This window comes from Leptospira gomenensis, assembly GCF_004770155.1.
Taxonomy (GTDB): domain Bacteria; phylum Spirochaetota; class Leptospiria; order Leptospirales; family Leptospiraceae; genus Leptospira; species Leptospira gomenensis.
The window spans coordinates 47,471-70,193 of record NZ_RQFA01000072.1; the positions used below are offsets into that span (position 1 = coordinate 47,471).

Here is a 22,723-nt window from a genome sequence, read left to right on the forward strand (position 1 = left end):
TATAAAAGCGCTCAAATTTTCCTCGTCATCCTCCTTGAAAGGATCGTGAGAGACGAAAATTCTTTACAGAACAAAGCGTTCCTAAGAAATGAAAGTTAATTTTATGTCCACTCCTATCCATGAAAAACAATGGCCCGCAAAAGAGATCGTGGAAGATTTCTCCGAACTCAGGATTAAATCGCCGCTTACGCACGTGATCACGAATATCGTCGTAACCAATTGGACCGCTAACATTCTTTTGGCGGCGGGGGCTTCTCCCGCTATGGTGATCGCGGAAGAGGAGGTCGCCGATTTCGCGGCGATCGCAAGCGGACTCTTGATCAACGTCGGAACGCTAACGAGTTCGGACGTAAAGGCGATGCGCGCGGCAGCCGTTGCGGCTCAAAAAGCCGGAACTCCTTGGGTGATCGATCCGGTTGCGGCGGGAGCCTTACGGTTTCGTACGGACTTCGCGAAAGAACTTTTAGACTATAAACCTTCCGTCATCCGCGGTAACGCGTCCGAAATACTCGCGTTAGGCGGTGCGATCGGAGGAGGGAAGGGCGTGGATTCCACGGCCCGTTCTTCGGAGGCGATCTCTGCGGCGAAGGAGTTGGCGATCCGAACCGGGGCCGTCGTAGCGGTCAGCGGTGAAACCGATTATATCACCGACGGCAAGGATATCGTCGGCGTTCCCGGCGGGCATCCGCTTATGACCAGGGTCACCGGGGTCGGATGTTCCCTCGGCGCGTTGATGGCCTCCTTTTTAGGAATTCAAAAAGATCCTTTGCGCGCGGCCGTTTCGGCTTCCGCGGTTTTTGCGATCGCGGGTTTTAGAGCGGGGCAACAATCCAAGGGAACGGGCAGTTTTGCGACCGCTTTTCTGGATCAATTGACGCTTCTTTCGGAAGAAAACGCCTGATATAAAGAATATTCGATTTCTCTCATATTCTACAAACTCCCGCCCGTCGTAGCACTGCTTGAACATTCCTTCTCGTGACGGGATGGAATCGAGGAAAAACGTTTGTATTTTGCGGATTCGTTCCGAACATATCCCACGTTTTTGGGAGAGGATCGGAAGTGAGATGGGAACGTTTCCTTTTTTGGGATAAAATCAATCGTATTTACGGAAGAAGGGATTATCTGACGCGGAACCGGGCGAGGCATCTCTACGCGATGAACCTGGTCATTTTTTTCGTTTCGATTGCGGCTTGCCTCGTTTATATCCGCCAAGGTCTTAGAGTCGGATTTTTGATCTTCGGTATTTCCGCCTTGATTTCCATCGCGTTGATGTTCTTCAACAAACTCGAGACCGCCGTAAAGACGATCCTTTATCTCAGTCTCGTCGCCCTTACGTTCGGACTTTTTTTCGGAATGCAGAACGGGAATATTTATTTTTCGATGGCGACGATCCTGGTGTTGTTTCTGCATTTTTCCGATATTAAACGGACTATTCTGGTTTCTGCATATACGGGAATCTTAATGTCGTATCGTTTGTATCTTTATTCGGAAAACGGTGAAATATCCTCCGCTTTCGTTTTCGACACGATTTTTAAATTCATCCTTTTTTGTACGATCGCAATCATCACCGTAAGAGTATTAAATTCCCATAATAAAGAAAAGGAAATTTTCATACGCGAAATTCATCATCGCGTCAAAAACAATCTGCAGATATTAAGCGGATTTGCGATTCTTCAGCGAGATTCGGGCGGATTGCGGGAAACAGGACGAATCAACGATTTCAGCGATAGAATTTTGATGTTGTCACGGGTTCACGACGCGATCTACAAAATGGAAACCGACTACGAAGTCGATCTCAACGCGATTCTCCGTGAGATCGTAAACTTGAGTTCCCGAGTCGGATCGAAAGAGCGGATCCGCCTGATAACGGGCGAAACAACTTCTCCTTTGAACATCGAAATCTCGGTTCCGTTCGCGATGATCGCCTACGAACTGTTGAATAACGCAATTCTGCACGGTTCGTTCGAATCCGACGACATTCCGATCCTGGTCGAGTTGAAGTTTACGGAAGGAAAATACGTATTTTCGGTCAGCGGTCCTGGCCCGGCCATCGAAACGGATTCCGTTTGGTCCGATCCGAAAACGACCGGTTTTACTCTGGTCTGCGTGATGACGAAACAGTTAAAGGGAAATTTCCGGATCGAATCCGAAAAACAGGGAATTCGCGCAGTCGTAGAATTCTCGAATCAGGTCGAGTTTGCCACGTTTTTAGGTTGAACTTGTTTTTTGAATATTCTATTTTTATGATATTTTGGCGGATCGGCGAAACGCCCCGCGGGTGTCTCAGCCGGCACGTTTGCGGGCAGGGTTTCCGTCTTCGTTCCGGTCAAACGGAACGTTGTATGTTCCGCATTCCGATGTTTCGCGAATCTAAGTATATGAAGAAATTTTAATATAGGATACGAAACGGACCTTGGTCGGTTCGGGAGATTTTTTGTAGTAGTTTAAAAAAGGAGATCAAGTTCCGAATCGGGGAAATTCGGTTTGGAGCTTGTCGGGATCGAACCGACGACCTTCTGAATGCAAATCAGATGCTCTCCCAGCTGAGCTAAAGCCCCATTGTCGAATACCGGCTGGGCCTGATGTGATTTGAACACATGACCCCACGCTTATCAAGCGTGTGCTCTAACCAGCTGAGCTACAGGCCCGGTAAAGACATGATTTTGAGAGAATCTCCAAATGCAACAGTTTTTTTAGCAAAAACGTTCGACTCTTTTTCAAAAACCGTCTCGGCGATACACACGAATTTGATCGTCCAGAAAGTCCGAAATCACGAGATAACGGTTGTCCGGTGAAACGTCCAATCCCGTGGGTTGATTGCCCGCTTCCCAAAATTCCTTTACCGTGTCCGTCGTCGTGTCGATGACATAGACTCTTCCGAGCACCAATCCTTTTTTGAGATATCCTTCGCTAGGGTTGTTCGGTCCTCTGCAAGATACGTAGAGATATTTTCCGTCCGGAGAAAGTGCGATCGTGTTCGGTTTGTCGAATACGGGGATCGTCTTTTGAACCTTCTTTTCCTTGAGATCGTACACTTCCACTTTGCTGCAACACATGTCGGAAACGTAGATTTTGTTTTCGATCGGACCGGGAACGATATGACGTTTGTTGCCGGGTGGTCCGATCGTATCCGTGAGTTTTTCCTTGTCCATGGAATAAATTCCGAGTCTTCCTCCTCCGGTTTCCTGGTTGCTCGCGGAGAATTGCGCGATATACAATTCCTTTCCGTCCTTGGACAAAAGGAGTCCGCGGGGTAGGCCGATTTTTTCCGTTTTGCGGATTTCCTTTTTGGTACTCCGATCGATGACGGAGATGTCCTCGCTGATCCAATTGGAACAATATACGAGATCCCTAATGGAATCGTAGAGCAGAATCTTGGACCATTTTCCGGTGAGGTCCACTGTCGCTTTATACGATAAAGTTTTTAAATCGAATACGTGGACCGCGTTGGCCTGCATTTGGCTGACCCAGAGTTCGTTGTGTTCGGGAATCGAGATCGTTTCTACGAAGCCAAGTTTTTTTCTGTACTTTTCGGGAGGAGAGATTCGTACGGTTTCCCCGTTGCGTATGTCGAGAATGTCCATCCCTTCGTCCTCCAAAAGAGGAATGGCAAGTCTCGTGTTGTCGATAAAACGTACGCTCTTCGGTTGGATTCCCGTTTTGTAACGCGCCGTAAATCGATGGGTTACCCCTTCCTTGTCGAGAGCAAGTAGTCTTTCCGATAGTTCGGAGGCGCTCTTTACATCGATGACTGAATTTTGAAAACCGGGAGAGGAAAGTTCGAGTCGGATACCCTTGGAATCGGAGTAAACAGGTATTTCCATCTGAACGAGCGCAACGTTTTTGTCGGTTTCCAATACCTTATACGGTATACTTTCCGAGCCGGTCTTTATTACGGTTCCCTTATACGGATGAAGGCTGAACTTTACGGAAGTCGTTCCCGTTTTTTCCCGTTTCGATTCGGAAATCAGGGAGGAATTTCCGCTTTCACAACATACCAAAAACAGAAAGATCGGGACGAGTAACGATACCTTCGAAGGAAGTCGGTTTTTTCTTCTATTCATTTTGGATTCTCCTTTCCGAAATTGTTTTTCGGAGCGACCTGATTCCCCAGGATCAAATTGACCCATCGGAAAGGGCGTATTAGTAAATGATAAATTGCTAATGTAATTGCGAACACGAGAGTCAGGTGCAGCGGGAATTTTTCCCATAACCCGAGAGGGGTGTGCACCGTTAAATATCCCACCAAAAGGGAAACCGGATGATGGACGAGGTAGATCGGAAGGCTCCCTGTTCTCACGTATTCCGTTTTGCCGTCCTGAAAATTGTAATATCTCCGGAACACCCCGATCAAAAGACGTATCATCAACCAACCGGCGGAGCATTTCAGGAAGATGTGAAGGATTCTTCTCCAGGCTCCGGTATATCCGAAGTAGGACCAAAAAGGATCGATTCTGCTGATTTCATAAAATCCCCAGAACGCGGCGAATGCGAGCGCCGCCCAAACGGCGATCTTATCGGACAAGGGTTCTAAAAGCAGAGTTTCTTTGGAGATCAATAAACTTCCGCAAAGAAAAAAAGTGTAGTTGTAGACGAAGTTCACCGGTTCGATCGCATACCAGGAATCGTCCTTCATATAAAAGAGATTGATCGCACACGTTCCTGCGAAACTGATCAGAGTGAAATACAGGACGGTTCCGAATTCGGCAGCGAATCCGGCGCGCGGCGATTCGTTTCGTAGAGGAATTCCGAATCCGAGAGTGAGCTTCCGTATGAAAAGGTGTAACACGGTGAACAGGATCAAAAAATAAAGAAACCAAATGTGCGAGGGTCGAATATTCCCATTTAAGAATATTCTAATATAAAAATCGAAGTAGGAAGGACTTTCGCCAGATTGCAGGAGGGAAACGTAGGACTGCATCGGCGCGAATAACAGGATTCCCGCGACCGTAGGAATGAATATCCTAAAAAGACGCATCCTGAGAAAATCGATCAACGTTTTGGATCGGAATACCGCTTCCGTAAAATATCCCGATAAAAAGAAGAACAAGGGCATACGGAACACGTGGACCCATTCTCCGAAAACGTCGAATACCTCGGAACGTTCCTCGTTGCGAAGAGGATATTTGATCTCCGCGGCGTAAACGATCGCGACGTGGAACACGAGTCCAAGCAGAAGTGCGAACGAACGCAGATTATCGAGGTAGAAAAGTCTCTTTTTGCCGCTTTGTTGTTTTTCTGAAATTCGCCTTGCGCTCAAGCATCCACCGTATATTTGAATAGTGAGTCGCGGATGATCAGAAGGGAAGGATCCTCTTTCGGTTGTTCCACCATTTTATCTTTTATTAATAAACTGATGGAACTCACGAGATCCTGATGTTCCAGACCGACTCGAAGGATGGCCCACTTTATGAAATGACCGAGTTGGATTCGATATACGCTTCCGTCCTTTTCTCCGTTGGTTTGGGAGAAGTTGATCAACGCGGAGGTCACAAGATTTTTCTTATCGGCTTTGAGAAGCGAAGCGATCGTTTTGTTGGTCTCCCTCAACCGAGAGGAGAGTATTTTCACGACCTTCATGGAAAAGCCGGCATTGGTGCGGATCAGATTGAAAAATGCGCCTTCGTTGATCGCGATTAAGGATACGTCCGTTCTGGCGACGGCTCTCGCGCTTCGAGGAGTTTTGTCGATCAGCGCCATCTCGCCGAACATATCCCCCTCTTTGAGTTCCACTAAAAGTTTATACGCTTCTTTTATTTTTTTATGAATTCCTACTTTTCCTTTGACGATGAGATACATTACGTCCGCGTCCTGATTCTCTTCGAAGATCACGTCGGATTCCTTGTATTCGACGCCGAGTTTGTGGACCATGGATTCGGATATTTTCATCTTTCTGACCGCGAACTATTTCGCATTCCATCGATCGAAGTCTACGTTTTCGAAAAGAGAATCGTTTTCCTCGGATCCTTTCGAACGGTTCGTCGCTCGAAGAAAAGAACAACACCAGCTTCAACCCGCAAGGAAGGGGAATCAACAAAAAATCCGATCGTAAAACTCAGAGAAATTCGAGATAGGGTTTTTATCCCGGAAACCTCGATGAGACCGCATCGGGAAATTCGGGTTGAATCCGTGAAAGGCCGGTTTTAGGTTCGCACAAGAATGAAGAAAAAAAAGAAATTTCCGTTCGAAACACAGAAGACGTTGGAGCTTCTTTCCGCGATATCGGATCCGGTCAAACTCAAGATCGCGAAAATCCTCTCCTGTCATCGCGAAGTTAAAGCGGGGGATATCGCCAAGGAATTCGACGTTTCCAGAACGACCATTTCGCATCATTTGAACAGGATGAGAATGTTGAATCTCGTAAGTTCCAGAAAGGATGGCAAGGAAATCTATTACTCCGTGGACAAGGGATTAATCGTTGAAACCTTAAAAGAGGTTGTAAAATTTTTGGAATCCTGAAACATTCGCGATACGTCGATGCGTGTGAACATATAAATATATTAGAGCTTGCGTTTCGATTAGGAATTAAACGCGAGTCGTAAGAAAGTCCGGAGGGGTTATATGGATTTTACGATACCGAAGGAAGTGGAGGACGTCAGGGAAAAGGCGAGGGATTTCGTGGAAAAATACGCGATTCCCGCCGAGACGCACTACGACTACGATCACGGAAGAATGCCGGAAGCGGTGACCGATGAACTTAGAAATAAATCGAAGGAGCTCGGTCTTTGGACTCCGCATCTTCCCAAATCGGAAGGAGGTCTCGGTCTCGATATGGTCGGAACGGCGATCGTATTCTCCGAGTTGGGACGTTCTCCGATTGCGCCGTATCTCTGTAACTGCGACGCTCCTGACGAAGGAAACATGCACCTTCTTCACATCGCGGCCAACGACGATCAAAAAAAGAAATATTATTATCCTCTAATACAAGGTAAAATTCGTTCCGCGTTTGCGATGACGGAACCTCCTCCCGGAGCCGGGGCTGACCCGCAATCTCTCGCCACCAACGCGGTCAAGGACGGTAACGATTACGTCATCAACGGAGAGAAGTGGTATTGTACGGGTGCGAACGGCGCCGCGTTTTTGATCGTCATGTCCAAGGTCGCCGATTCCTTCCGCAGAACGACGATGTTCCTCGTGCCGACGGATTCCCCGGGTTACAAAATGGTCCGCGAAATCGGAGTGATGGGTTCGCACGGGCCGGGCGGTCATTGCGAATTGAAGTTCGAAAACGTCCGCGTTCCGGAGTCCGCGATTTTGGGGAGAGTAGGAGAAGGGTTTAAATGGTCCCAGGAACGCCTCGGTCCAGCCCGCCTAACACACTGTATGCGATGGATCGGACTCGCTCGAAGGTCCATGGAGCTGGCGAGGGAATACGCCCTAAAACGCGAGGTTTTCGGTCAAAGGGTCGCGGATCATCAGGGAATCCAATGGATGTTCGCCGAGTCCGCGCTCGAAATCGAATCCGGTTATATGCTCACGTTAAAGGCGGCACATACTCTTCGGGCCGGCGAAGACGCGAGACAGATCATATCGATGGCGAAGTGGAGCGTGTCCGAAACTTTGTGCAGGGTCATCGACCGAGCGATCCAGATCTGCGGTTCCCACGGTTACGGCCGAGACATGAAACTGGAACTTTTTTACCGGGACGCCCGGGCGGCCAGGATTGCGGACGGTCCGAGCGAGGTTCACAAGATGGTCATCGGAAGAAATCTGGTCAGCGGCAAGAGCGAATTTTAGAATATTAGAATTTACAAAACTATGAACGACGCAGAATTAAAGAACGTTTTGGAAGGTTATCTTTCCGTAAGATTGAAGGGTAGAACCGAAATCCATTCTATGGTTTCGTTGAGCGGAGGCGCGTGTCAGGAGAATTTCTCCGCGCAGATCCAGGTTCTGGAAGGACCGGAAACTGGTTCGTACGACACCGTTTTCCGCACGGATAAGGGTGCGGCTCTTTTGGCGTCCTTGCGTCGCGAGGACGAATTCGGAGTATGCGATCTCGCGTATCGTGCGGGTGTTAAAACACCGCGTCCGTTTTGGCTCGAGACAGACCGGTCCGTTACGGGAAGTCCGTTCTATTTCATGCAGAAAATTTCCGGTAAGGCGACGGGAAGATTCATCGTCAAAGATCCTTCGCTTAACAAAATCAGGAAAACTCTTACTTCGGAGCTCGCCGAGAATCTCGCCAGGATCCATTCGGTTAAACCGGAGGATTGTGAGGACGAGGCTCTCAGGCAAACTCTTTGGATGGGTCAGGATCCGTTCGACAAAACCGTCGCGACCGGATCGATCCGTTCGCTTCGTCTCGAGTTGGAACGTATGAGCGAACCTTATCCCGCTATGGAGATGATACTCAATTGGCTGGAAAAAAAAGCGAAACCTTCCGACGAAGCGGTTCTCGTTCACGGGGATTTTAGAACGGGAAATTTTATGGTAACTCCGGAAGGTCTTCAAGGGATCGTAGATTGGGAATTCGCGCACTGGGGAGATCGTCACGAAGACCTCACTTGGTTGTGTATGAGGGATTGGAGATTCGGCAAGTTGAATAAGGAAGCGGGCGGTTTTGCGGAACGTTCCGATTTCTATGAGGCGTATGAAAAAGCATCGGGCGCCGTTCTTGATCCGGCTATGATCACGTATTGGGAAGTGATGGGAAATCTGCGTTGGGCGATCGGTTGTATCGGTCAAGCGGAACGTCATTTGTCCGGCAAGGACAAAGGGATCGAACTCGCTGCGATCGGAAGAAGGGCTTGCGAGATGGAATACGAAGCGATGAGGATCATTGAAAATGCAGGATAAACCGACGTCTAACGATCTATTGGAAGCGATTCAGGATTTTCTAATTAAGGAAGTTCTTCCTCAATTCAAGGATAAAGATCTCTTAGCCTATAAAACATTAGTAAGTTGGAATATGCTCGGAGTCGTATCGAGGGAAATCCGCTCCGAAGAGGGACTTCTGGAAGGAGAGTTGGGACGTTTGTCTTCTCTTTTAAAAAAGGAAGACGACATCCCTTCGACGTTAAACGGAAAAAAAACGCTGGTTTCCCGGTGGAATTTAGAATTGAGGGATCGTATCCGCAAGGAAAAACTTTCCTTCGAGAATCGGGATTACTGGAATCACGTAAAGGAAACCGTCCGCGAAAAAGTGGAGGTCACTAATCCCCGATTTACGACGGAAAACTGAACCATGTCCGCGGTTTACATCGTACGTCACGGGCAGGCGGATTCGCAGGGAACCGATTACGACCGTTTGACTCCGCACGGAAAACGACAAGCGTTCGAGTTGGGAAGATACATGGCGTCTAACGCGGAAATTCCCGATCGTATCGTCACCGGGACGATGAGAAGGCATCGGGAAACCGCGGAATCCTTTTGGGACGGGATCCGTTCTGCTTCGGAAGGTTCGGAAATTCTTTCGGAACCGAAGACGATCCGCGATGCGGGATGGAACGAATTCTCTCCGGAATTGTGGAGTTCCTATTCCAAACTTCTCGCGGGGAAAAAACCAGAGTTCGAAAAAAGTCTGCGTCAATTCGGTACGATCCGCTCCAAAGGAGGAATCCGTTCCGCGGCTTTGTTTTATAAACTTACCGAGGAAATCCTCCGTTTTTGGAAGTCCGGAGAAGAAACTCCGGACGGGGTAGAAACGTATCTCGGTTTCGAGGAAAGAGTATTCAACTCTTCTAATGTATTATTCTCCTCCGTGGAACAGGATCGTACGTTCGTATTCACTTCGGGCACGCCGATATCCGTGGTCTTGAATTCGCTTTTGAATCAGAGCGGGGACGGTTTCGCCTGGATGCCCTGGATTTGGAACACGTCCACGAGCGTTTTTAGACGCGTGAGGGGAAAATACGTTCCCGTTACGATCAACTCCGTGCCGCATCTTCCCGAAAAAAAAGACAGAACCCTTTTTTGAAAGGGCTTCCTAACTTGTTTCCTCGTTCCATTCTCTTTTAAAGAATAGGAATTTTCCTTTATCTTTTTTTCCGTAGAGAAAATGGATCGACGCGATCCTCGTCTAACGTCTATACTGTTCGTCGTTTAAGAGTTTCGGATGTCAAAGCAGATAACTCAATCGCAACCAGTCTTATCGAAGTCCGGCCTTTGGATCCTTGGAATCGGTTCGATCCTCACGGCGCTCGCATTTTTCGGAAACTATCGTTTCGAGGATAAAATTACGGATCGACTTTTGGACAACATCCATTGGACGATCTCTTACGTCTGCGCGGCCGCACTCGCTTGGATCGGTTTTTTTTCGGCGGAAGGTGGGATCCGCCGTTTTAGGCGTTGGTTTGCGCTCGGTTTGACTCTCAACGCTCTCGGTCAGCTTTCCTGGGCGATCCAGGTTTATCTCGATTATTACGTCATTCCTACTCCCAGCGATTTTCTTTTTCCTCTCGTGCCTCCCTGTTTCGTGGTCGGATTTTATATTATAGTTATAGAATATAATAAAGTGCGAATTCGTTTTGCTTTGTTGGATGCGGCCGGTTTGGTCACGGCTATTCTCGCCTTTTCCCTGGCTTTTTATCTTCCGCAGAGGGAAGGTGTGGGCGTTTTTCAGTTGCTTCCGTTGATCAACCATCCGGTCGCGTTTTTGACCGCCGCCGCGTTGGGAATTTTGTTGATTCCTTTGTTGAAGTTACGACCCGACTTTTCCTGGTTCGTGTTCCTATTGGGAATGGGAGGAACCGGACTTTGTTGGCTTTTATGGAACGCACATTTTATCGTCGAAATTCCTCCGGACGGCACGATCTTAAACGCCGGTTTTTCGGTCGCCGCTCTGATCCTGGGATACGGAACCTTAACCTGGTTTCCCGAATTTAATACGAATCCGTTGTGGGAAAATCGTTTCGAGGCGATACTTCGTTTGTTGCCGTTGTTCGAAGTCGTGGCGAGTTCCGTCACGGTCGTTCTTGCCGCCACGTTACCCGGAATCCCCGAAGGAGTTCGGATCGTCACTTGGACCGGAACGGCGATCGTGATCGTGATCGCGAGTTTCCGTCAGACGTTTCTGGTCAGCGAGATGAGGGAGACGGAACATCGTATCCGACTGATCAACGAGGATCTGGAAGGAATCGTCGCGAAACGAACCGGAGAACTACAAACCGTTAACCGATATCTCGTAACTAAAAACGAGCAGGTTCTTACGGCAATCGACGAGTTAAGAAGCGCACAGAAACAACTCATACGATCCGAAAAAATGGCGGTACTGGGTCAACTAGTGGCGGGCATCGCGCACGAACTCAATACTCCGTTAGGCGCCATCGTGTCCTCCAACGAAGGAATTCGTTCGGTATTGTCCAACTCCTGGGAAAATCTTTTGCGGGATTATTCCGGCTTTAGCGAAAAGGAAAAGAGGATTTGGGAGCGTTTTTTTAAAAAAGGAATTTCTCCCCGAGAATTTTTCGATACGAAAGAGGAACGCGCCAAACGTAAAAGGATCTCTATTTTGTTAAACGAAGTCGGCGTGCCGGAGTCGATGCGTTTGGCCGATATATTGACCGATCTGGGTTTCGAATCGGACGAGGTTTCCGAAATCGCACTTTCCGCTGAGGACAAACGGAAGCTGCTTCCGATAGCCCAAAACGCGCTTTCACTTTCCGGTCTTGCACGTGCGAGTCTTACGATCGAGAAAGCAGCCGAAAGGGCTTCGCTCGTAATTCAGGCGTTGAAGGAATACGCCTACAAGGATCGGAGCGGAACCGCGATGGCACCGGTGGACGTTCGTAAACAATTAGAGACCGTCTTAACCCTTTATTACTCCAAGTATAAAACGGACGTCGAGATCGTTCGGGATATGCCTGACTCTTCGTTCGTTTGGGGAAACGCGGAGGCGTTGACTCAGGTATGGACCAATCTTATTGGGAACGCACTTTACGCGATGAACTATAAAGGCAGAATAAAAATCTCCTGCAAACAAAAAGATCGTTCGTGGGAGATCGCCGTCCAGGACAGCGGAACGGGAATCGAAGATTCGATCCGAGATAGAATTTTCGAACCGTTTTTTACGACCAAACCTTCCGGGGCCGGAACGGGTTTGGGTTTGGACATTTGCAGAAGAATCGTGGAGGATCACAGCGGAAGGATCACGTTTCAGACTTCGGAGCAAGGGACCACGTTTTTCGTCACTTTACCCGCCGGAGACCGCGAGGAAACACAACACGTTTCCTGAAACGTGGTTGCTCGTTCATTATTATTGATTATATTATTATATTCTTATATTTAAGAATTTTATCGAATACGGAGCCTAATCAGAAGAATAATTCTTTAAACCGAATTCGCGTTTAGAAATATGTAATTATGGCTTGGATTTATTTGGCGATTGCCTCCTTGTTCGAGATCGGATTTACCACCTGTTTAAAATTGTCCGATAATTTTACGAAACCGATGTGGACTTCCGGGTTTGCGGTTTCCGCGGTTTTGAGTCTCGTTTTTTTGAACAAGGCCGTTCAGACGATTCCGATGGGAACCGCTTACGCGATTTGGACCGGTTTGGGTGCGGTCGGAACGGTAATCATCGGGATTTTATTACACGGAGAACCGATCGATTTTTGGAGAGGATTTTTTCTGTCCACGCTGATCCTTTCCGTTTTCGGTCTTAAGTTTCTCGTTACGGAGTAAACCGAAGATCGAGATCGATCGTTCCCGTCCGGAGGTCGATCTCTCCGAAAGGAAACGACGGTTTTTTCTCAATCAGCGATTTGCGGCTTCGAATCGGGATGTGTCCTCGTAAAAACGATATTCGATGATCTTGTCGTTTTTGATGACACATTTTAAAGCCCAGTCGCTTTCATAGATTTTACCCGTTGACTTGAGTTCGTGTTTAAAACGTCCGTTTGCGAACACGACGTTCTTGTTTCCGATCACGGTTTCCACGACGAATTCCTTGGTATCAAACGTTTTGCCGAGATTGGTTACGAATTCCTCAGCCCCTTTTTTGCCGGAATAGGAACCGTAGAGTTCTCCCGTTTTTCTGGCGACGTCTCTTACCGCGATGATGGAGGCGTTCTCGTGAAAACTCGCGACTACTGCGGCCAAATCACCTTTTCCGAAAGCGGCAAAAAATCCGTTTACCACCGCTATGGGATTGTTGTGTTTCGTTTCTCCATTCAACACGAACGGGAACAACACGGAAAGTATCAGCGTTGAAAGTGCGATACGCATTTCGATTCTCCTTGATAAATTACGATACTTATAGTTTCGTATATCGAAACCAGTAGTATCGTAATTGGCTTGACCGTCAAGTTTTTTTCGTTCAATGTGGTTTATGATTAAAAAGAAAGGTTCTAAAAAAACGAAGGCGAAGACCGTTCTTCGGGGGAGGCCTAGGTCTTCCGATTACGAGGATTCGATTTTGAAAGCGACGTTCGATCTTCTTGCGACGAAAGGTTTTTACGGATTTTCCATCGAAGACATAGTCGAAAAAACCGGCGTCGCGAGGACGACGATCTATAGGCGGTGGCCCAGTAAGGCAAACCTCGCGATGAATACGATCCTGACTCTGATTAGTCCGTATCTTGATTTTCCGGATGAGGTTCCGTTGGAAGACGGGATTGTGAAACAGATGAAGGGGCTGGCCGGTGTTTTTCAGGGAGATTACGGAAACGTAATATCATCGGTCATCGGAGCTGCTCAGGACGATCCGGAGTTGGCGAAGGCGGTTCGCGACGAATATCTTAAGCCGAGAAGAAAAATCGCCGCCGACTATATCAAACGGGCGATGATCAACGGAGAATTCCCCGATTCGACCGACTCGGAGATCGAGGGATTGATAGATTTATTGTACGGAGGTCTTTATTTCAGAATGCTCCTCAAACATAAAAAACCCGGTTTGGACGGATTGGAGTTATGGATCCGCCGAATTTTTCGCGCTTTACGCGGAGAAGGAGAGGTTCGCGTTTAATCTAGTTGCAATTTTTCTAATTTGATTCGTTTTCTAATTTCCTTTCCACGTTTTTGATTCACTTCTAAAACGCGAAGGAGCGTATCGAGAGGAAAAGCGGTTCCCTGAAACATTCTTCTCATCGTCCTTTCGGACATGTCGTACCAGCGGGCTTTGGAAGAAACGAGGAGTTCGCCGGTTTTTTTGTGATGTATGGTAGCTTTGGTGTACAGTCTTCGACGTCGAACCATCGTGACCCAACATCTCACTTCCACCTCCTCCTCTAGAGGAACCGCTTTGTGATATCTCATATAAAGCTGATCCGTCATCACGAAATGTCCGAGATGAAAACAAAGAACTCCCTGGGCTTCGTCGAGAAGAGTCGCAAGAACTCCGCCGTGGGCGTAACCAGGAGCGCCTTCGAAAGCCTTTTCGATTTTAAACGGAAAACGTACTTCGCCGCTTTCCTCGTGAAACGGAAAACTTGCGTGGATCCCTTTGGGATTTTCCGGTCCGCAGCCGAAACAATTTTTATGATGCCAGTCCTGTCCGTTTTGGCTGGCTTTGATTTCTCGAAAGATCGTTTCAGGTTCCATCGTTTTCTCCGTTCTATTCCATGAAAAAAATCGATCGATGGGATTCAAGTGCTAAACCGACATCCTTCCGCGGAGATACGTCCGGTTTTTTTTTCGGGAATACGTTTGTGCGATTCTTATGGGAACCAATTCACCTTGACGCTCGGAATCGGTTCCTTACTGTACGTCGCGTTCCTAAAGGGAGAATCGAATATGAAGGCCGCAGTTTTAGAATCGGGAAAAAGAAGGTTGGAAATCAGAGACGTCGCAGTCGTTTCGTTGCGTCCGGATCAGGTTCGGGTACGGATTAAAGCCTGCGGAATTTGTGGGTCGGACGTTCATCTCGTCGTTCATGGAACCTTGAAGTGTAAACATTTTCCGAGGATTCCGGGACATGAATCGTCCGGAATCGTGGAAGAGGTCGGCGATAACGTAGCCAAATTCAAAAAAGGGGACAGAGTGGTTATCGCAGCCGGAACTTCCTGCGGAGCGTGTAACTACTGTAAGGCGGGACACGAAAACTTATGCAAGGAGTTGGGAGTTTTCGGTTTCGATCGGGACGGTAGTTTCGCGGAATACAACGTCGTGGAAGAACGTTATTTGTATGCTCTGCCGGACGCGATTCCGTTTGATCAAGGTGCGATTTTGGCGGATGCGGTTTCCACTCCGTATCACGCGATTCGTTATCGGGGAAATATCCGCGACGGAGATACGGTCGCAATTTTCGGTTGCGGTGGTTTGGGAATCCACGCGGTCGCGGTCGCAAGGGCTTTGACAAACGGAAAGGTGATCGCCTTAGACGTTGACAAAGGTCCTTTGGAAAACGCCGTCAAATACGGAGCCGACGAAACGATCAATCTTAAGGATATCCGCAATCCGGGCAAAACGTTGAAGGAGATCAGTAAGGGCGTGGACCTGCTCGCCGATTTTTCGGGTTATATGTCCAACGTCGAAGAATCGGTGCGTGCGATGAATCCGGGTGGAAGGATCGTGCTCGTGGGAATCGGTAGGCAACCTTTAAAATTTCAGATCCCTTTCATTCTGATCGAAAAGATGATCTCGGTGAACGGTTCCTACGGTTCGGATCGTAGGGCGATTCCGGAGTTGATGGATTTATATATTAAGGGTAAGATCAATCTCAATCACTCGATCACATCCCACCACTCCCTGGAAGAGTTGAACGATTGTCTGGAAGCCCTCGACCAAAGAAAGGGAAATCCGATCCGGTTTATTATAGAACCTTAATGAATAAAAGATCGGTTCTTGTTTTTGGTCGAACCGAAGACGCGCGGCGCAAATACGCCGCGCATAGCAACTAATTACTGTTAGGCGAATTCCTCCACAAATGCTTTTCCGATTTCGGTCGCTTCCGGAACCGATATCAGTTTTCCGGTTTTGACGTCGTAGACGTATCCGTAGATCGGTATGTTTTTAGGAACGAGCGGATGGTTGCGGATTCTTTTTACGTCGTCTACTACGCTGGAAACCTCGTCGGGAAACGTTAACCAATCGATGAACTCCGCTTCTTTGGAGCCGGGGCCTTTGCCGACGTCTTTCCAGCCAGCTTCCGTGAGTTGAGCCGTTTCCAAACTGTTGGCCAAAAGACGACGGAGGATCGCGTCGGTAAAAAGGGCCATTCCACAATCCGTATGGTGGATCACGAACCATTCCTTCGTTCCGAGAAGTTTATAAGAAATTACTAAAGATCGGATCGCGTCGTCGGAAGCACGACCGCCCGCATTTCGGATGACGTGTGCATCGCCTTCCGCAAGCCCTGCATACTTTGCGGGATCCAATCGCGCATCCATACAGGTTAAGATTGCGAATCTTCTTGCGGGAGGTAGGGCGAGATTTCCTTTCTTGCCAAAACTGTTTGAATACTGCTCATTTGCAGATTCGACTTCGCGGATCAAAGTGGACATAGGCGTCGTCTCCATGTTTTAATATAATAGAATTTATTATGTTTTATTGGATTTAATCAATTTTAAATTGAATTTGACGCTGTTATTGTAGCGAATTTTGGCTTGGTTTTTGGAAGTTTGTAACAGGAATTGTATTCTTGTATAGGTTGTGTAGGAACTGTTACGCGGATCTTTCGGGAGATTTGTAGGATCTCCTAAATTTCAGTACAATCGTTGATTCTTTCGGGGAGAATGGGAGACAAAGTTGTAGCGGTCGTTATAAAACTCTTGCCTTTTGCCTGAACTCCGATGAGTTAGGAAACGTTTCTTCTTCCTTATCAATCGTTTGTTACGCAAAGGTGGTTTTCGTGAAAGATCGAACGTGCAGGTCCGCAATTTTCGGAACGATTTTATTCTCCCTTCTTCTCGTGTTTCCTTTAGCGGGAGCGTTGTCGCTCAAGGACATCCCAGCCTCGATCGGGCACGATGGTCGGGAAATATCGAAGCAGTTTTTCGGATTTTTGCGCGGTGCCGCTAAAAAAATTCAGTACGACGGAAGGGCGTCCGAATTTCATAAATACATCGAAACCTCTCTGGAAAAGTTCGAACTGAAAAAATTGTATCAGTCGGAATTCCTTCAAAGGTCGGAAGACGGAACTCATCGGATCGCTTATCGGGGAACGTTTTCCCGGGAAGGTTATACGGTCAAGTTGGAGGAGAAACGATCGAATTCTTTTCCGCCGGCGTTCGGGGATTTTAGCGCCGATTTTCTTCTCAAACACAATCCGAAACCGTTTTACGGGGGAAATTCGTATTCGGGCAATTTGGATCTGACGACCAACCTCGGTCCTTTTACCAACAAACATGCGTTAGCTGCTTTGGAGATCCTTCTTAAATATCTGGATTCTGAAAACGTGAAAAAGATAGACGCGCCGGCTACCGCGATCTTTAGAAAAGTGAACCCTCCCGAATCGAGAAAGGTTCTAAACGATTTTTCGAAATCCTTTCCGGATCTGGGTAAATTTTTGAATTATTACTTCGGTTTGGATTCTCTTTTAACTTTTTCGGAAACGGGCAAAGTCGGAGGAGAGGTTGCGGTTACTAAGTTCCACTTCAAGGGTTTTCTCTCTAAAAACCTCTCGGACGACTACGCGGAGTTAGGCGATTATATCGATTCGATCAAATATCTAGGCTGGATAAACGTTACGATCGAAAATCCGAAGGGCAGAACTCTTGCGGAGTTCCGACTCGATTCCAAAAGACCGGACGTTTCGTTTAAATTTATCACGAAACAGGGTAAAATTTTTCCTTACGATTCCAAAGGGACTTTATTTCCGGAAGAATCGTTTGCGATTTCCTCTCTCAATCGGTTTCCTTTTCAGATTCGAATCGCTCTGGAGGCGAACCTTTACGGTCTTCTATTAGAAAATTCTGAAATACTTTTGTCGGGTGTTTTCGTGAATTTTTCCGACAACGGTTTTCTGTCGTTGAAGATTCTTAAGGTGAATCCGTTCGACGTCTCGGGCGGTTTTTCTTACGTAATTCCGACTTGGGCGATCGATTTCGTGATTCCGGGGAATTTGGAATCCATCATTCGTGAGTTTACCGATACGCTCGTCCGCGCAAACGGGGATAAGGGAACCAAGGTCGTTCTTTCTTGGAATCGGGAACTCGGAAAGACGTTCCTAAGAACCCACTTGGAGTCGGAATTTCTGGATAATTTTTTGATTCGATTCGGCCTGAAGATTTGGAATCACAAGGTTTTGCCTTCCGAGGAGGCGCGGGAGGATATTCGAAATGTTTTTATCCGTGCGGTGGATTTGATTCTCAAAGAAATTTAGTTTTTCCGAGAATGTAGGAACACCCCGGTGGAAAAAATTCCCGGAGGAAACGGCGATTTCGTCGTTTTCGGGGGGAACTGCGGGAACTACCGCGTCGATGCGAGGTATTTGGGATTTGATACCGGTTTGTCGAAAAAGGCGGTTTCGGAAAACGAGATATTTCCCGTTCGGAAGAAGAATCCATGAGGGAGATCCTACACTTTGTCGTACAACAAAAAAATCGTAGGAACTCCCCGTTTTCCGGGATCCTCTACAGATCCGTGAACGCTCCGCAGGCGGTGACCAAATTGCGATTCAACGGAAAGGATTGGTCGGAAGTCGCCGCTCCCAGAGCCGTATTGATTTTACTCTGAATCAAGTTGGAATTCGCACAGTTTCCACCGTTCGCGTTACACTTTGTGTTCGCCGGAAGTGTGCCCGAAGCGAGGGTCGTCAACCAGGTAACGAAGTTTGTTCCGCCGGAGTTCACGTCATACATCTTTTCCGACGTAGTAATCGTATGAACGTCACCGGGAGCGATATAATACGCGTAATTCGGGGCAGCGGCCTCGATCGTAACCATAGAAGTAACGGCTTGTTCCGACCAACCGCAGGAAGAGCCGTCGATCGAAGCGGGAGTTCCGTCGGGAATCGCACTTCCGTCCGAATCTCCAAACAAGGTCGAATAGGATTTGGAAGAATCATACGGATCCGGCGTTTTCGTGTCCGTGTATGTCGGAGCAGCGTCGATGATATTCATCACCTTGTAAAAGAATCTCTGATTTCCGTCGAACAAAGCCGTATATTGTCCCAATTTATCACCGGCGCCGGCGTATTCGTTCGCAACTTGGGTGAAGTAGTCCGTGATCGATGGAGTTCCCGCAAGATATCCAGGTCCCAGAGTTCCGACCCAGGCGGGGATATTCGGATCCGCACCCCATTGTGTATCCAAATTCGCAAAAAATCCGTTCGTCACGATTCCGTTGGAAGCGTCCGAAAGCATATTTACCCGAACGCCGCCGTTTAAACCGGTTACGGTTTCCCGAACGATCGGATAATTCAAAAGTGCACCGTAACCGCCCGCGCTTTGTCCGGTGACAAAAACCGTTTCGACACCGGGATATTCCGACTGAATGAATTTCATCGTCGCCAATACGTTATCGTATCCATGATGTTTGATGACGACGTTCGAGCCGGTATTCGGATTTACGTAGGTCGTATCCTTCGAACCGATATGGAGATCTCCTGTGCAATACGGAATAAAAACCACGTCGTAGTCTTTGAACGGATTGGAGGCGTTTCCGGCGTTCATCACACCCTGAAATGCGATCTTTACGAACTGATCCGGAACAGCATTGAGCATGTCGAAATAAGTGGTCGTATTGTCGCCGAAACAATTGTAACCGCTCCAACAAGCGCCGCCTCCCATGAAGTTGATCAAAAGTTTTTTATTGGAAGCGGCCACTCTCTTTCGATACAAGGAGAAGGTAGTATTTCCTTCGATTCCCGTACAAGACGGAGAATACGCGCGATTGTTGTAAGCGGCGCCGGCGACGGTAATCGTTCCCGCTTCCGGAGTGATCTTCTCATACGGACTGGATAAAAAATCCGCGACGACCAAACCTAAGATCGTTTGGTCGAGATCGTCTTCCTTCTTTTTACAATCCAAGAAGGAAAAAAGAAAACAAACCGTAATACACCAGAAAAACCATCGTTTCATGACAAGCCCTCTCTGCTCTGTTCGAATCTTTGTATAAAACGGGGCAATTATACGTTTGATACATCGGAAAGTCAACCGATACCTCAAAAAAGGAGCGTCTTCGTTGTGTATCCTCCGACTCATTTTCTTCCTTTTCGAACGATTTTCGCGAAGAAAGCGATCGGATTGTATTTGAGAATCCCTTCCTCCGTGGGAACCTGGACAAAATTCGTATTCCCAAAAACCGTTTTGAGAGAGGAGGGAGTTTGGAACCTATAGAGGATCTTTCCGGAATCGACGAGAATCCGATTATCCCGCTGGACTCGATTCTACCGCCCGAGTTATTTTTAATTCCCATCAAATCCAGACCCGTTTTTCCAGGAATCATCACACCGCTCATCGTTCCGAGCGGTAAATTCGCCAAGGCGGTCGAAGAATCGCTCAAGGGAAATTCCTTTTTAGGACTCGTTCTTTTGAAGGACGAAGAGAACGAAAAAGAAACGTCCGAAAACATCTATCAGTACGGCGTAGTCGCTAAAATATTAAAAAAAGTCAATCTTCCCGACGGAGCGGTGAACATACTCATCAACACCGTTCGACGTTTTAAGATCAATTCCTACTCCAGCGTGGATCCGTTGATCGCCCGCGTGAATTATCCGGAAGAGGAAGGCGGCGCTCCGAAGAACACGATTAAGGCGATGATGCGGACCCTTCTCGTGATGACGCGCGAACTCGCACAGAATAATCCGCTTTTTACCGAAGAAATGAAGTTGACGATGCTCAACGTGAACGAGCCCGGGAAGATGGCCGATTTCGTGTGTTCCATTCTCAACCTAGAAAAAGAAGATTATCAATCCGTAATAGAGTCAACCGTTCTCAAGGAGCGCATCGAAAAGGTGCTTTTGTTTCTGAAAAAGGAGATCGAACTCGTTTCCATCCAACGAGAAATCTCCGATCAGATCCAGGACAAAATCGACAAACAACAAAGACAGTTTTTTCTTCGCGAACAACTCAAGGCCATTCAAAACGAACTGGGAATCAAGGACGATAAGTTCGAAAAAAAATACGAGAAGTTTTTGGAACGTCTCAAATCGCTGAACGCGGATCCGGAAGTGATCGAAGAAGTGGCGAGGGAGTTGGATAAGTTCTCGTATGCGGATCCGAACACCGGAGACTACAACGTCATCCGGAATTATCTCGATATTCTCGAATCGCTTCCCTGGGAACCTGCACCTCATCGGGACATCGATCTGGACAAGGCCAAACGTACCTTGGATCGAGATCACTACAAACTCGACGACGTAAAGGATAGAATCCTGGAATTTCTCGCCGTAAAAAAACTGAAGTCGGACGAAAAAGGCACCATACTGCTGTTAGTCGGTCCTCCGGGCGTGGGTAAAACCTCGATCGCGAAATCGATCGCGGAAGCGATGGGAAGAAAGTTCTTCCGGTTTTCCTTGGGAGGAATGCGAGACGAGGCGGAAATCAAAGGTCACCGAAGGACGTACATCGGATCCATGCCGGGAAAAATCGTAACCGCGCTTCGAATCACGAAGGAACGGGATCCGGTCATCCTTTTGGATGAAATCGACAAACTCGCCGTGGGAATCCAAGGCGATCCGTCTTCCGCACTTTTGGAGGTTCTCGATCCGGAACAGAACAGGAATTTTCGAGATCACTATCTCGATCTTCCATTCGATATTTCGAATGTGTTTTTCATCGCCACCGCGAACACGTTGGATTCCATTTCGAGGATCCTTATGGATCGAATGGAAGTGATCAATCTTTCCGGATATATCACGGACGAAAAAGTGCAGATCTTTCAGAAATATCTTTGGAAGAAGGTACTTCAAAAAAACGGAGTCGCGTCGTACGGAATCGAATTCGACAAAAAAGCATTGGTAGCACTCATCGATTCCTATTCCCGCGAATCCGGGGTGCGAGGTCTGGAGAAGATGACGGATAAACTCGTCCGAAAGATCGCGCTTCGCATCGTGAAAAAAAATCCCTTCCCAAAAATCATCCGGGACAAGGATCTGGAACAGTTTTTGGGAGTTCCTAAATTTACGGACGAACGTATGGTGCGCGCCACCGTGCCCGGAACCGCTCTTGGTCTGGCGTGGACTTCCGTAGGAGGAGCGACTCTTCTGATCGAAGCGGTGTTCGTAAAAGGTAAGGGAGGAATTCTCCTCACCGGAATGATCGGTAAGACGATGGAGGAATCCTCGAGCATCGCGCTGAGTTATATTAGAAATTTATTAAATAATGAGACTCTTTTCGCGGATCGTACGGTTCATCTTCACGTTCCAGACGGAGCTACGCCCAAAGACGGCCCTTCCGCTGGAATCACTATGGCGACGGCGATCCTTTCCCTCGCCCTCGATACGAAGGTGAAACCCGGTTTCGGAATGACGGGAGAATTGACCTTAACGGGAGAAGTTCTTGCCATAGGCGGACTTCGTGAAAAAATCGTGGCCGCAAAACGTGTGGGAATCCATAAGATCGTATATCCCAAGGACAACCTTCAACATTTGGAGGAGATCCCAGAATACGTAAAAAAAGGGATGTCCTTCTTTCCGGTCAGCCGGTTCGAGGAGGTCGCCAAATTGATGTTCGACGAAAAGACGCTGATGAAAACGGGAATCGATTCCTTCTCCGAAAAAAAGGGAGTTTCCGGAAAAACGAAGGGATCGGTTCCGAAAAAGGCGATAGGAAAAGCCGTACCGAAAAAAGCGGGGATCTCCGCAAAAAGGAAAGGCGGAAGGTCGCCCCGAAAGGCAGGATCCGATTCCGCGGGAAAATCGGAGCGTAGTCGGAAACGATAGGTAGGGAAACTTTTCCGA

General features: G+C 47.8%; 20 protein-coding genes and 2 tRNA genes. 13 read left to right on the plus strand and 9 right to left on the minus strand.

Annotation, left to right across the window (positions count from 1 at the left end; all coding sequences use genetic code 11):
- Nucleotides 1-103: 103 nt before the first annotated feature.
- Both thiM and EHQ17_RS15835 read left to right on the plus strand, forming a co-directional pair.
- Nucleotides 104-901 carry a hydroxyethylthiazole kinase gene (gene thiM, locus EHQ17_RS15830; protein WP_135591772.1) on the plus strand — a complete coding sequence of 266 codons (798 nt, stop codon included), beginning with the start codon at nt 104-106 and terminating at the stop codon, nt 899-901.
- Between the two features lie 158 nt (nt 902-1,059).
- On the plus strand, nt 1,060-2,217 hold the full coding sequence (locus EHQ17_RS15835) for a sensor histidine kinase (protein ID WP_135591687.1): 1,158 nt from the start codon (nt 1,060-1,062) through the stop codon (nt 2,215-2,217).
- Nucleotides 2,218-2,485: 268 nt separating this feature from the next.
- Here EHQ17_RS15835 and EHQ17_RS15840 read toward each other — a convergent pair.
- From EHQ17_RS15840 to EHQ17_RS15860, 5 genes are all read right to left on the minus strand, one after another.
- Nucleotides 2,486-2,558: transfer RNA gene (locus tag EHQ17_RS15840), tRNA-Ala, on the minus strand.
- A 16-nt stretch (nt 2,559-2,574) separates the two neighbouring features.
- Nucleotides 2,575-2,648, minus strand: a tRNA-Ile gene (locus EHQ17_RS15845).
- 69 nt (nt 2,649-2,717) lie between these two features.
- Nucleotides 2,718-4,064 (minus strand): YncE family protein, encoded by a 1,347-nt coding sequence (locus tag EHQ17_RS15850; protein WP_135591685.1) that lies wholly within the window; start codon nt 4,062-4,064, stop codon nt 2,718-2,720.
- Nucleotides 4,061-5,245: an acyltransferase family protein gene (locus tag EHQ17_RS15855; protein ID WP_135591770.1), complete on the minus strand. Its 1,185-nt coding sequence runs from the start codon at nt 5,243-5,245 to the stop codon at nt 4,061-4,063. Before EHQ17_RS15855 ends, EHQ17_RS15850 begins: the two co-directional genes overlap by 4 nt.
- Before the next feature lie 11 nt (nt 5,246-5,256).
- Nucleotides 5,257-5,871, minus strand: coding sequence for a cyclic nucleotide-binding domain-containing protein (locus EHQ17_RS15860; RefSeq protein WP_167881234.1), 615 nt, complete (start codon nt 5,869-5,871; stop codon nt 5,257-5,259).
- 288 nt (nt 5,872-6,159) lie between these two features.
- Between EHQ17_RS15860 and EHQ17_RS15865 the strand changes: the two genes are divergently transcribed.
- From EHQ17_RS15865 to EHQ17_RS15895, 7 genes are all read left to right on the plus strand, one after another.
- Complete coding sequence (locus tag EHQ17_RS15865) at nt 6,160-6,459, plus strand: ArsR/SmtB family transcription factor (RefSeq protein WP_135591681.1); 300 nt, start codon at nt 6,160-6,162, stop codon at nt 6,457-6,459.
- A gap of 102 nt (nt 6,460-6,561) precedes the next feature.
- The gene (locus tag EHQ17_RS15870; RefSeq protein ID WP_135591679.1) at nt 6,562-7,737 is read left to right on the plus strand and encodes an acyl-CoA dehydrogenase family protein; all 1,176 of its coding nucleotides are present in this window, start codon (nt 6,562-6,564) and stop codon (nt 7,735-7,737) included.
- Between the two features lie 21 nt (nt 7,738-7,758).
- Nucleotides 7,759-8,799, plus strand: a complete 1,041-nt coding sequence (locus tag EHQ17_RS15875; RefSeq protein WP_135591677.1) for a phosphotransferase family protein — start codon at nt 7,759-7,761, stop codon at nt 8,797-8,799.
- A complete protein-coding gene (locus tag EHQ17_RS15880; RefSeq protein WP_135591675.1) occupies nt 8,789-9,184 on the plus strand; it encodes a DUF6285 domain-containing protein in 396 nt (131 codons plus the stop codon). The genes EHQ17_RS15875 and EHQ17_RS15880 overlap by 11 nt, the downstream gene beginning before the upstream one ends.
- A 3-nt stretch (nt 9,185-9,187) precedes the next feature.
- Nucleotides 9,188-9,919: a histidine phosphatase family protein gene (locus EHQ17_RS15885; RefSeq protein WP_135591673.1), complete on the plus strand. Its 732-nt coding sequence runs from the start codon at nt 9,188-9,190 to the stop codon at nt 9,917-9,919.
- A gap of 138 nt (nt 9,920-10,057) precedes the next feature.
- The gene (locus EHQ17_RS15890; RefSeq protein ID WP_135591671.1) at nt 10,058-12,175 is read left to right on the plus strand and encodes a sensor histidine kinase; all 2,118 of its coding nucleotides are present in this window, start codon (nt 10,058-10,060) and stop codon (nt 12,173-12,175) included.
- 128 nt (nt 12,176-12,303) lie between these two features.
- On the plus strand, nt 12,304-12,624 hold the full coding sequence (locus EHQ17_RS15895) for a DMT family transporter (RefSeq protein ID WP_135591669.1): 321 nt from the start codon (nt 12,304-12,306) through the stop codon (nt 12,622-12,624).
- A 72-nt stretch (nt 12,625-12,696) separates the two neighbouring features.
- Here the strand turns inward: EHQ17_RS15895 and EHQ17_RS15900 are convergent, their stop codons facing one another.
- Nucleotides 12,697-13,167: a nuclear transport factor 2 family protein gene (locus EHQ17_RS15900; RefSeq protein ID WP_135591667.1), complete on the minus strand. Its 471-nt coding sequence runs from the start codon at nt 13,165-13,167 to the stop codon at nt 12,697-12,699.
- 103 nt (nt 13,168-13,270) lie between these two features.
- Between EHQ17_RS15900 and EHQ17_RS15905 the strand changes: the two genes are divergently transcribed.
- Nucleotides 13,271-13,906, plus strand: a complete 636-nt coding sequence (locus EHQ17_RS15905; protein ID WP_135591665.1) for a TetR/AcrR family transcriptional regulator — start codon at nt 13,271-13,273, stop codon at nt 13,904-13,906.
- Here EHQ17_RS15905 and EHQ17_RS15910 read toward each other — a convergent pair.
- On the minus strand, nt 13,903-14,481 hold the full coding sequence (locus EHQ17_RS15910) for a PaaI family thioesterase (protein ID WP_135591663.1): 579 nt from the start codon (nt 14,479-14,481) through the stop codon (nt 13,903-13,905). The two genes, EHQ17_RS15905 and EHQ17_RS15910, sit on opposite strands and share 4 nt — an antisense overlap.
- Before the next feature lie 192 nt (nt 14,482-14,673).
- On the opposite strand from EHQ17_RS15910, the gene EHQ17_RS15915 reads away from it, so the two are divergent.
- Nucleotides 14,674-15,705 (plus strand): zinc-binding dehydrogenase, encoded by a 1,032-nt coding sequence (locus EHQ17_RS15915; RefSeq protein WP_135591768.1) that lies wholly within the window; start codon nt 14,674-14,676, stop codon nt 15,703-15,705.
- Nucleotides 15,706-15,785: 80 nt separating this feature from the next.
- Here EHQ17_RS15915 and EHQ17_RS15920 read toward each other — a convergent pair whose 3' ends face one another.
- Complete coding sequence (locus EHQ17_RS15920; protein WP_135591661.1) at nt 15,786-16,382, minus strand: beta-class carbonic anhydrase; 597 nt, start codon at nt 16,380-16,382, stop codon at nt 15,786-15,788.
- Between the two features lie 347 nt (nt 16,383-16,729).
- Here EHQ17_RS15920 and EHQ17_RS15925 point away from each other — a divergent pair, with 347 nt between their 5' ends.
- Nucleotides 16,730-18,202, plus strand: a complete 1,473-nt coding sequence (locus EHQ17_RS15925) for a hypothetical protein (protein WP_246057588.1) — start codon at nt 16,730-16,732, stop codon at nt 18,200-18,202.
- Between the two features lie 250 nt (nt 18,203-18,452).
- Here EHQ17_RS15925 and EHQ17_RS15930 read toward each other — a convergent pair whose 3' ends face one another.
- Nucleotides 18,453-19,901, minus strand: a complete 1,449-nt coding sequence (locus EHQ17_RS15930; RefSeq protein ID WP_135591659.1) for a pectin acetylesterase-family hydrolase — start codon at nt 19,899-19,901, stop codon at nt 18,453-18,455.
- Between the two features lie 245 nt (nt 19,902-20,146).
- Between EHQ17_RS15930 and lon the strand changes: the two genes are divergently transcribed.
- Nucleotides 20,147-22,705 carry an endopeptidase La gene (lon, locus tag EHQ17_RS15935; RefSeq protein WP_246057589.1) on the plus strand — a complete coding sequence of 853 codons (2,559 nt, stop codon included), beginning with the start codon at nt 20,147-20,149 and terminating at the stop codon, nt 22,703-22,705.
- The last annotated feature ends 18 nt before the right edge of the window (nt 22,706-22,723 follow it).

Excerpts from the sequence above, each read along its gene's own strand:
- EHQ17_RS15875 (WP_135591677.1), top strand. The coding sequence starts at position 7,759 with ATGAACGACGCAGAATTAAAGAACGTTTTGGAAGGTTATCTTTCCGTA.
- EHQ17_RS15915 (WP_135591768.1), top strand. The coding sequence starts at position 14,674 with ATGAAGGCCGCAGTTTTAGAATCGGGAAAAAGAAGGTTGGAAATCAGA.
- EHQ17_RS15890 (WP_135591671.1), top strand. The coding sequence starts at position 10,058 with ATGTCAAAGCAGATAACTCAATCGCAACCAGTCTTATCGAAGTCCGGC.
- EHQ17_RS15895 (WP_135591669.1), top strand. The coding sequence starts at position 12,304 with ATGGCTTGGATTTATTTGGCGATTGCCTCCTTGTTCGAGATCGGATTT.
- EHQ17_RS15905 (WP_135591665.1), top strand. The coding sequence starts at position 13,271 with ATGATTAAAAAGAAAGGTTCTAAAAAAACGAAGGCGAAGACCGTTCTT.
- EHQ17_RS15880 (WP_135591675.1), top strand. The coding sequence starts at position 8,789 with ATGCAGGATAAACCGACGTCTAACGATCTATTGGAAGCGATTCAGGAT.
- EHQ17_RS15900 (WP_135591667.1), bottom strand. The coding sequence starts at position 13,167 with ATGCGTATCGCACTTTCAACGCTGATACTTTCCGTGTTGTTCCCGTTC.
- EHQ17_RS15920 (WP_135591661.1), bottom strand. The coding sequence starts at position 16,382 with ATGTCCACTTTGATCCGCGAAGTCGAATCTGCAAATGAGCAGTATTCA.
- EHQ17_RS15910 (WP_135591663.1), bottom strand. The coding sequence starts at position 14,481 with ATGGAACCTGAAACGATCTTTCGAGAAATCAAAGCCAGCCAAAACGGA.
- EHQ17_RS15930 (WP_135591659.1), bottom strand. The coding sequence starts at position 19,901 with ATGAAACGATGGTTTTTCTGGTGTATTACGGTTTGTTTTCTTTTTTCC.
- EHQ17_RS15885 (WP_135591673.1), top strand. The coding sequence starts at position 9,188 with ATGTCCGCGGTTTACATCGTACGTCACGGGCAGGCGGATTCGCAGGGA.
- EHQ17_RS15850 (WP_135591685.1), bottom strand. The coding sequence starts at position 4,064 with ATGAATAGAAGAAAAAACCGACTTCCTTCGAAGGTATCGTTACTCGTC.
- thiM (WP_135591772.1), top strand. The coding sequence starts at position 104 with ATGTCCACTCCTATCCATGAAAAACAATGGCCCGCAAAAGAGATCGTG.
- EHQ17_RS15865 (WP_135591681.1), top strand. The coding sequence starts at position 6,160 with ATGAAGAAAAAAAAGAAATTTCCGTTCGAAACACAGAAGACGTTGGAG.
- EHQ17_RS15870 (WP_135591679.1), top strand. The coding sequence starts at position 6,562 with ATGGATTTTACGATACCGAAGGAAGTGGAGGACGTCAGGGAAAAGGCG.
- EHQ17_RS15860 (WP_167881234.1), bottom strand. The coding sequence starts at position 5,871 with ATGGTCCACAAACTCGGCGTCGAATACAAGGAATCCGACGTGATCTTC.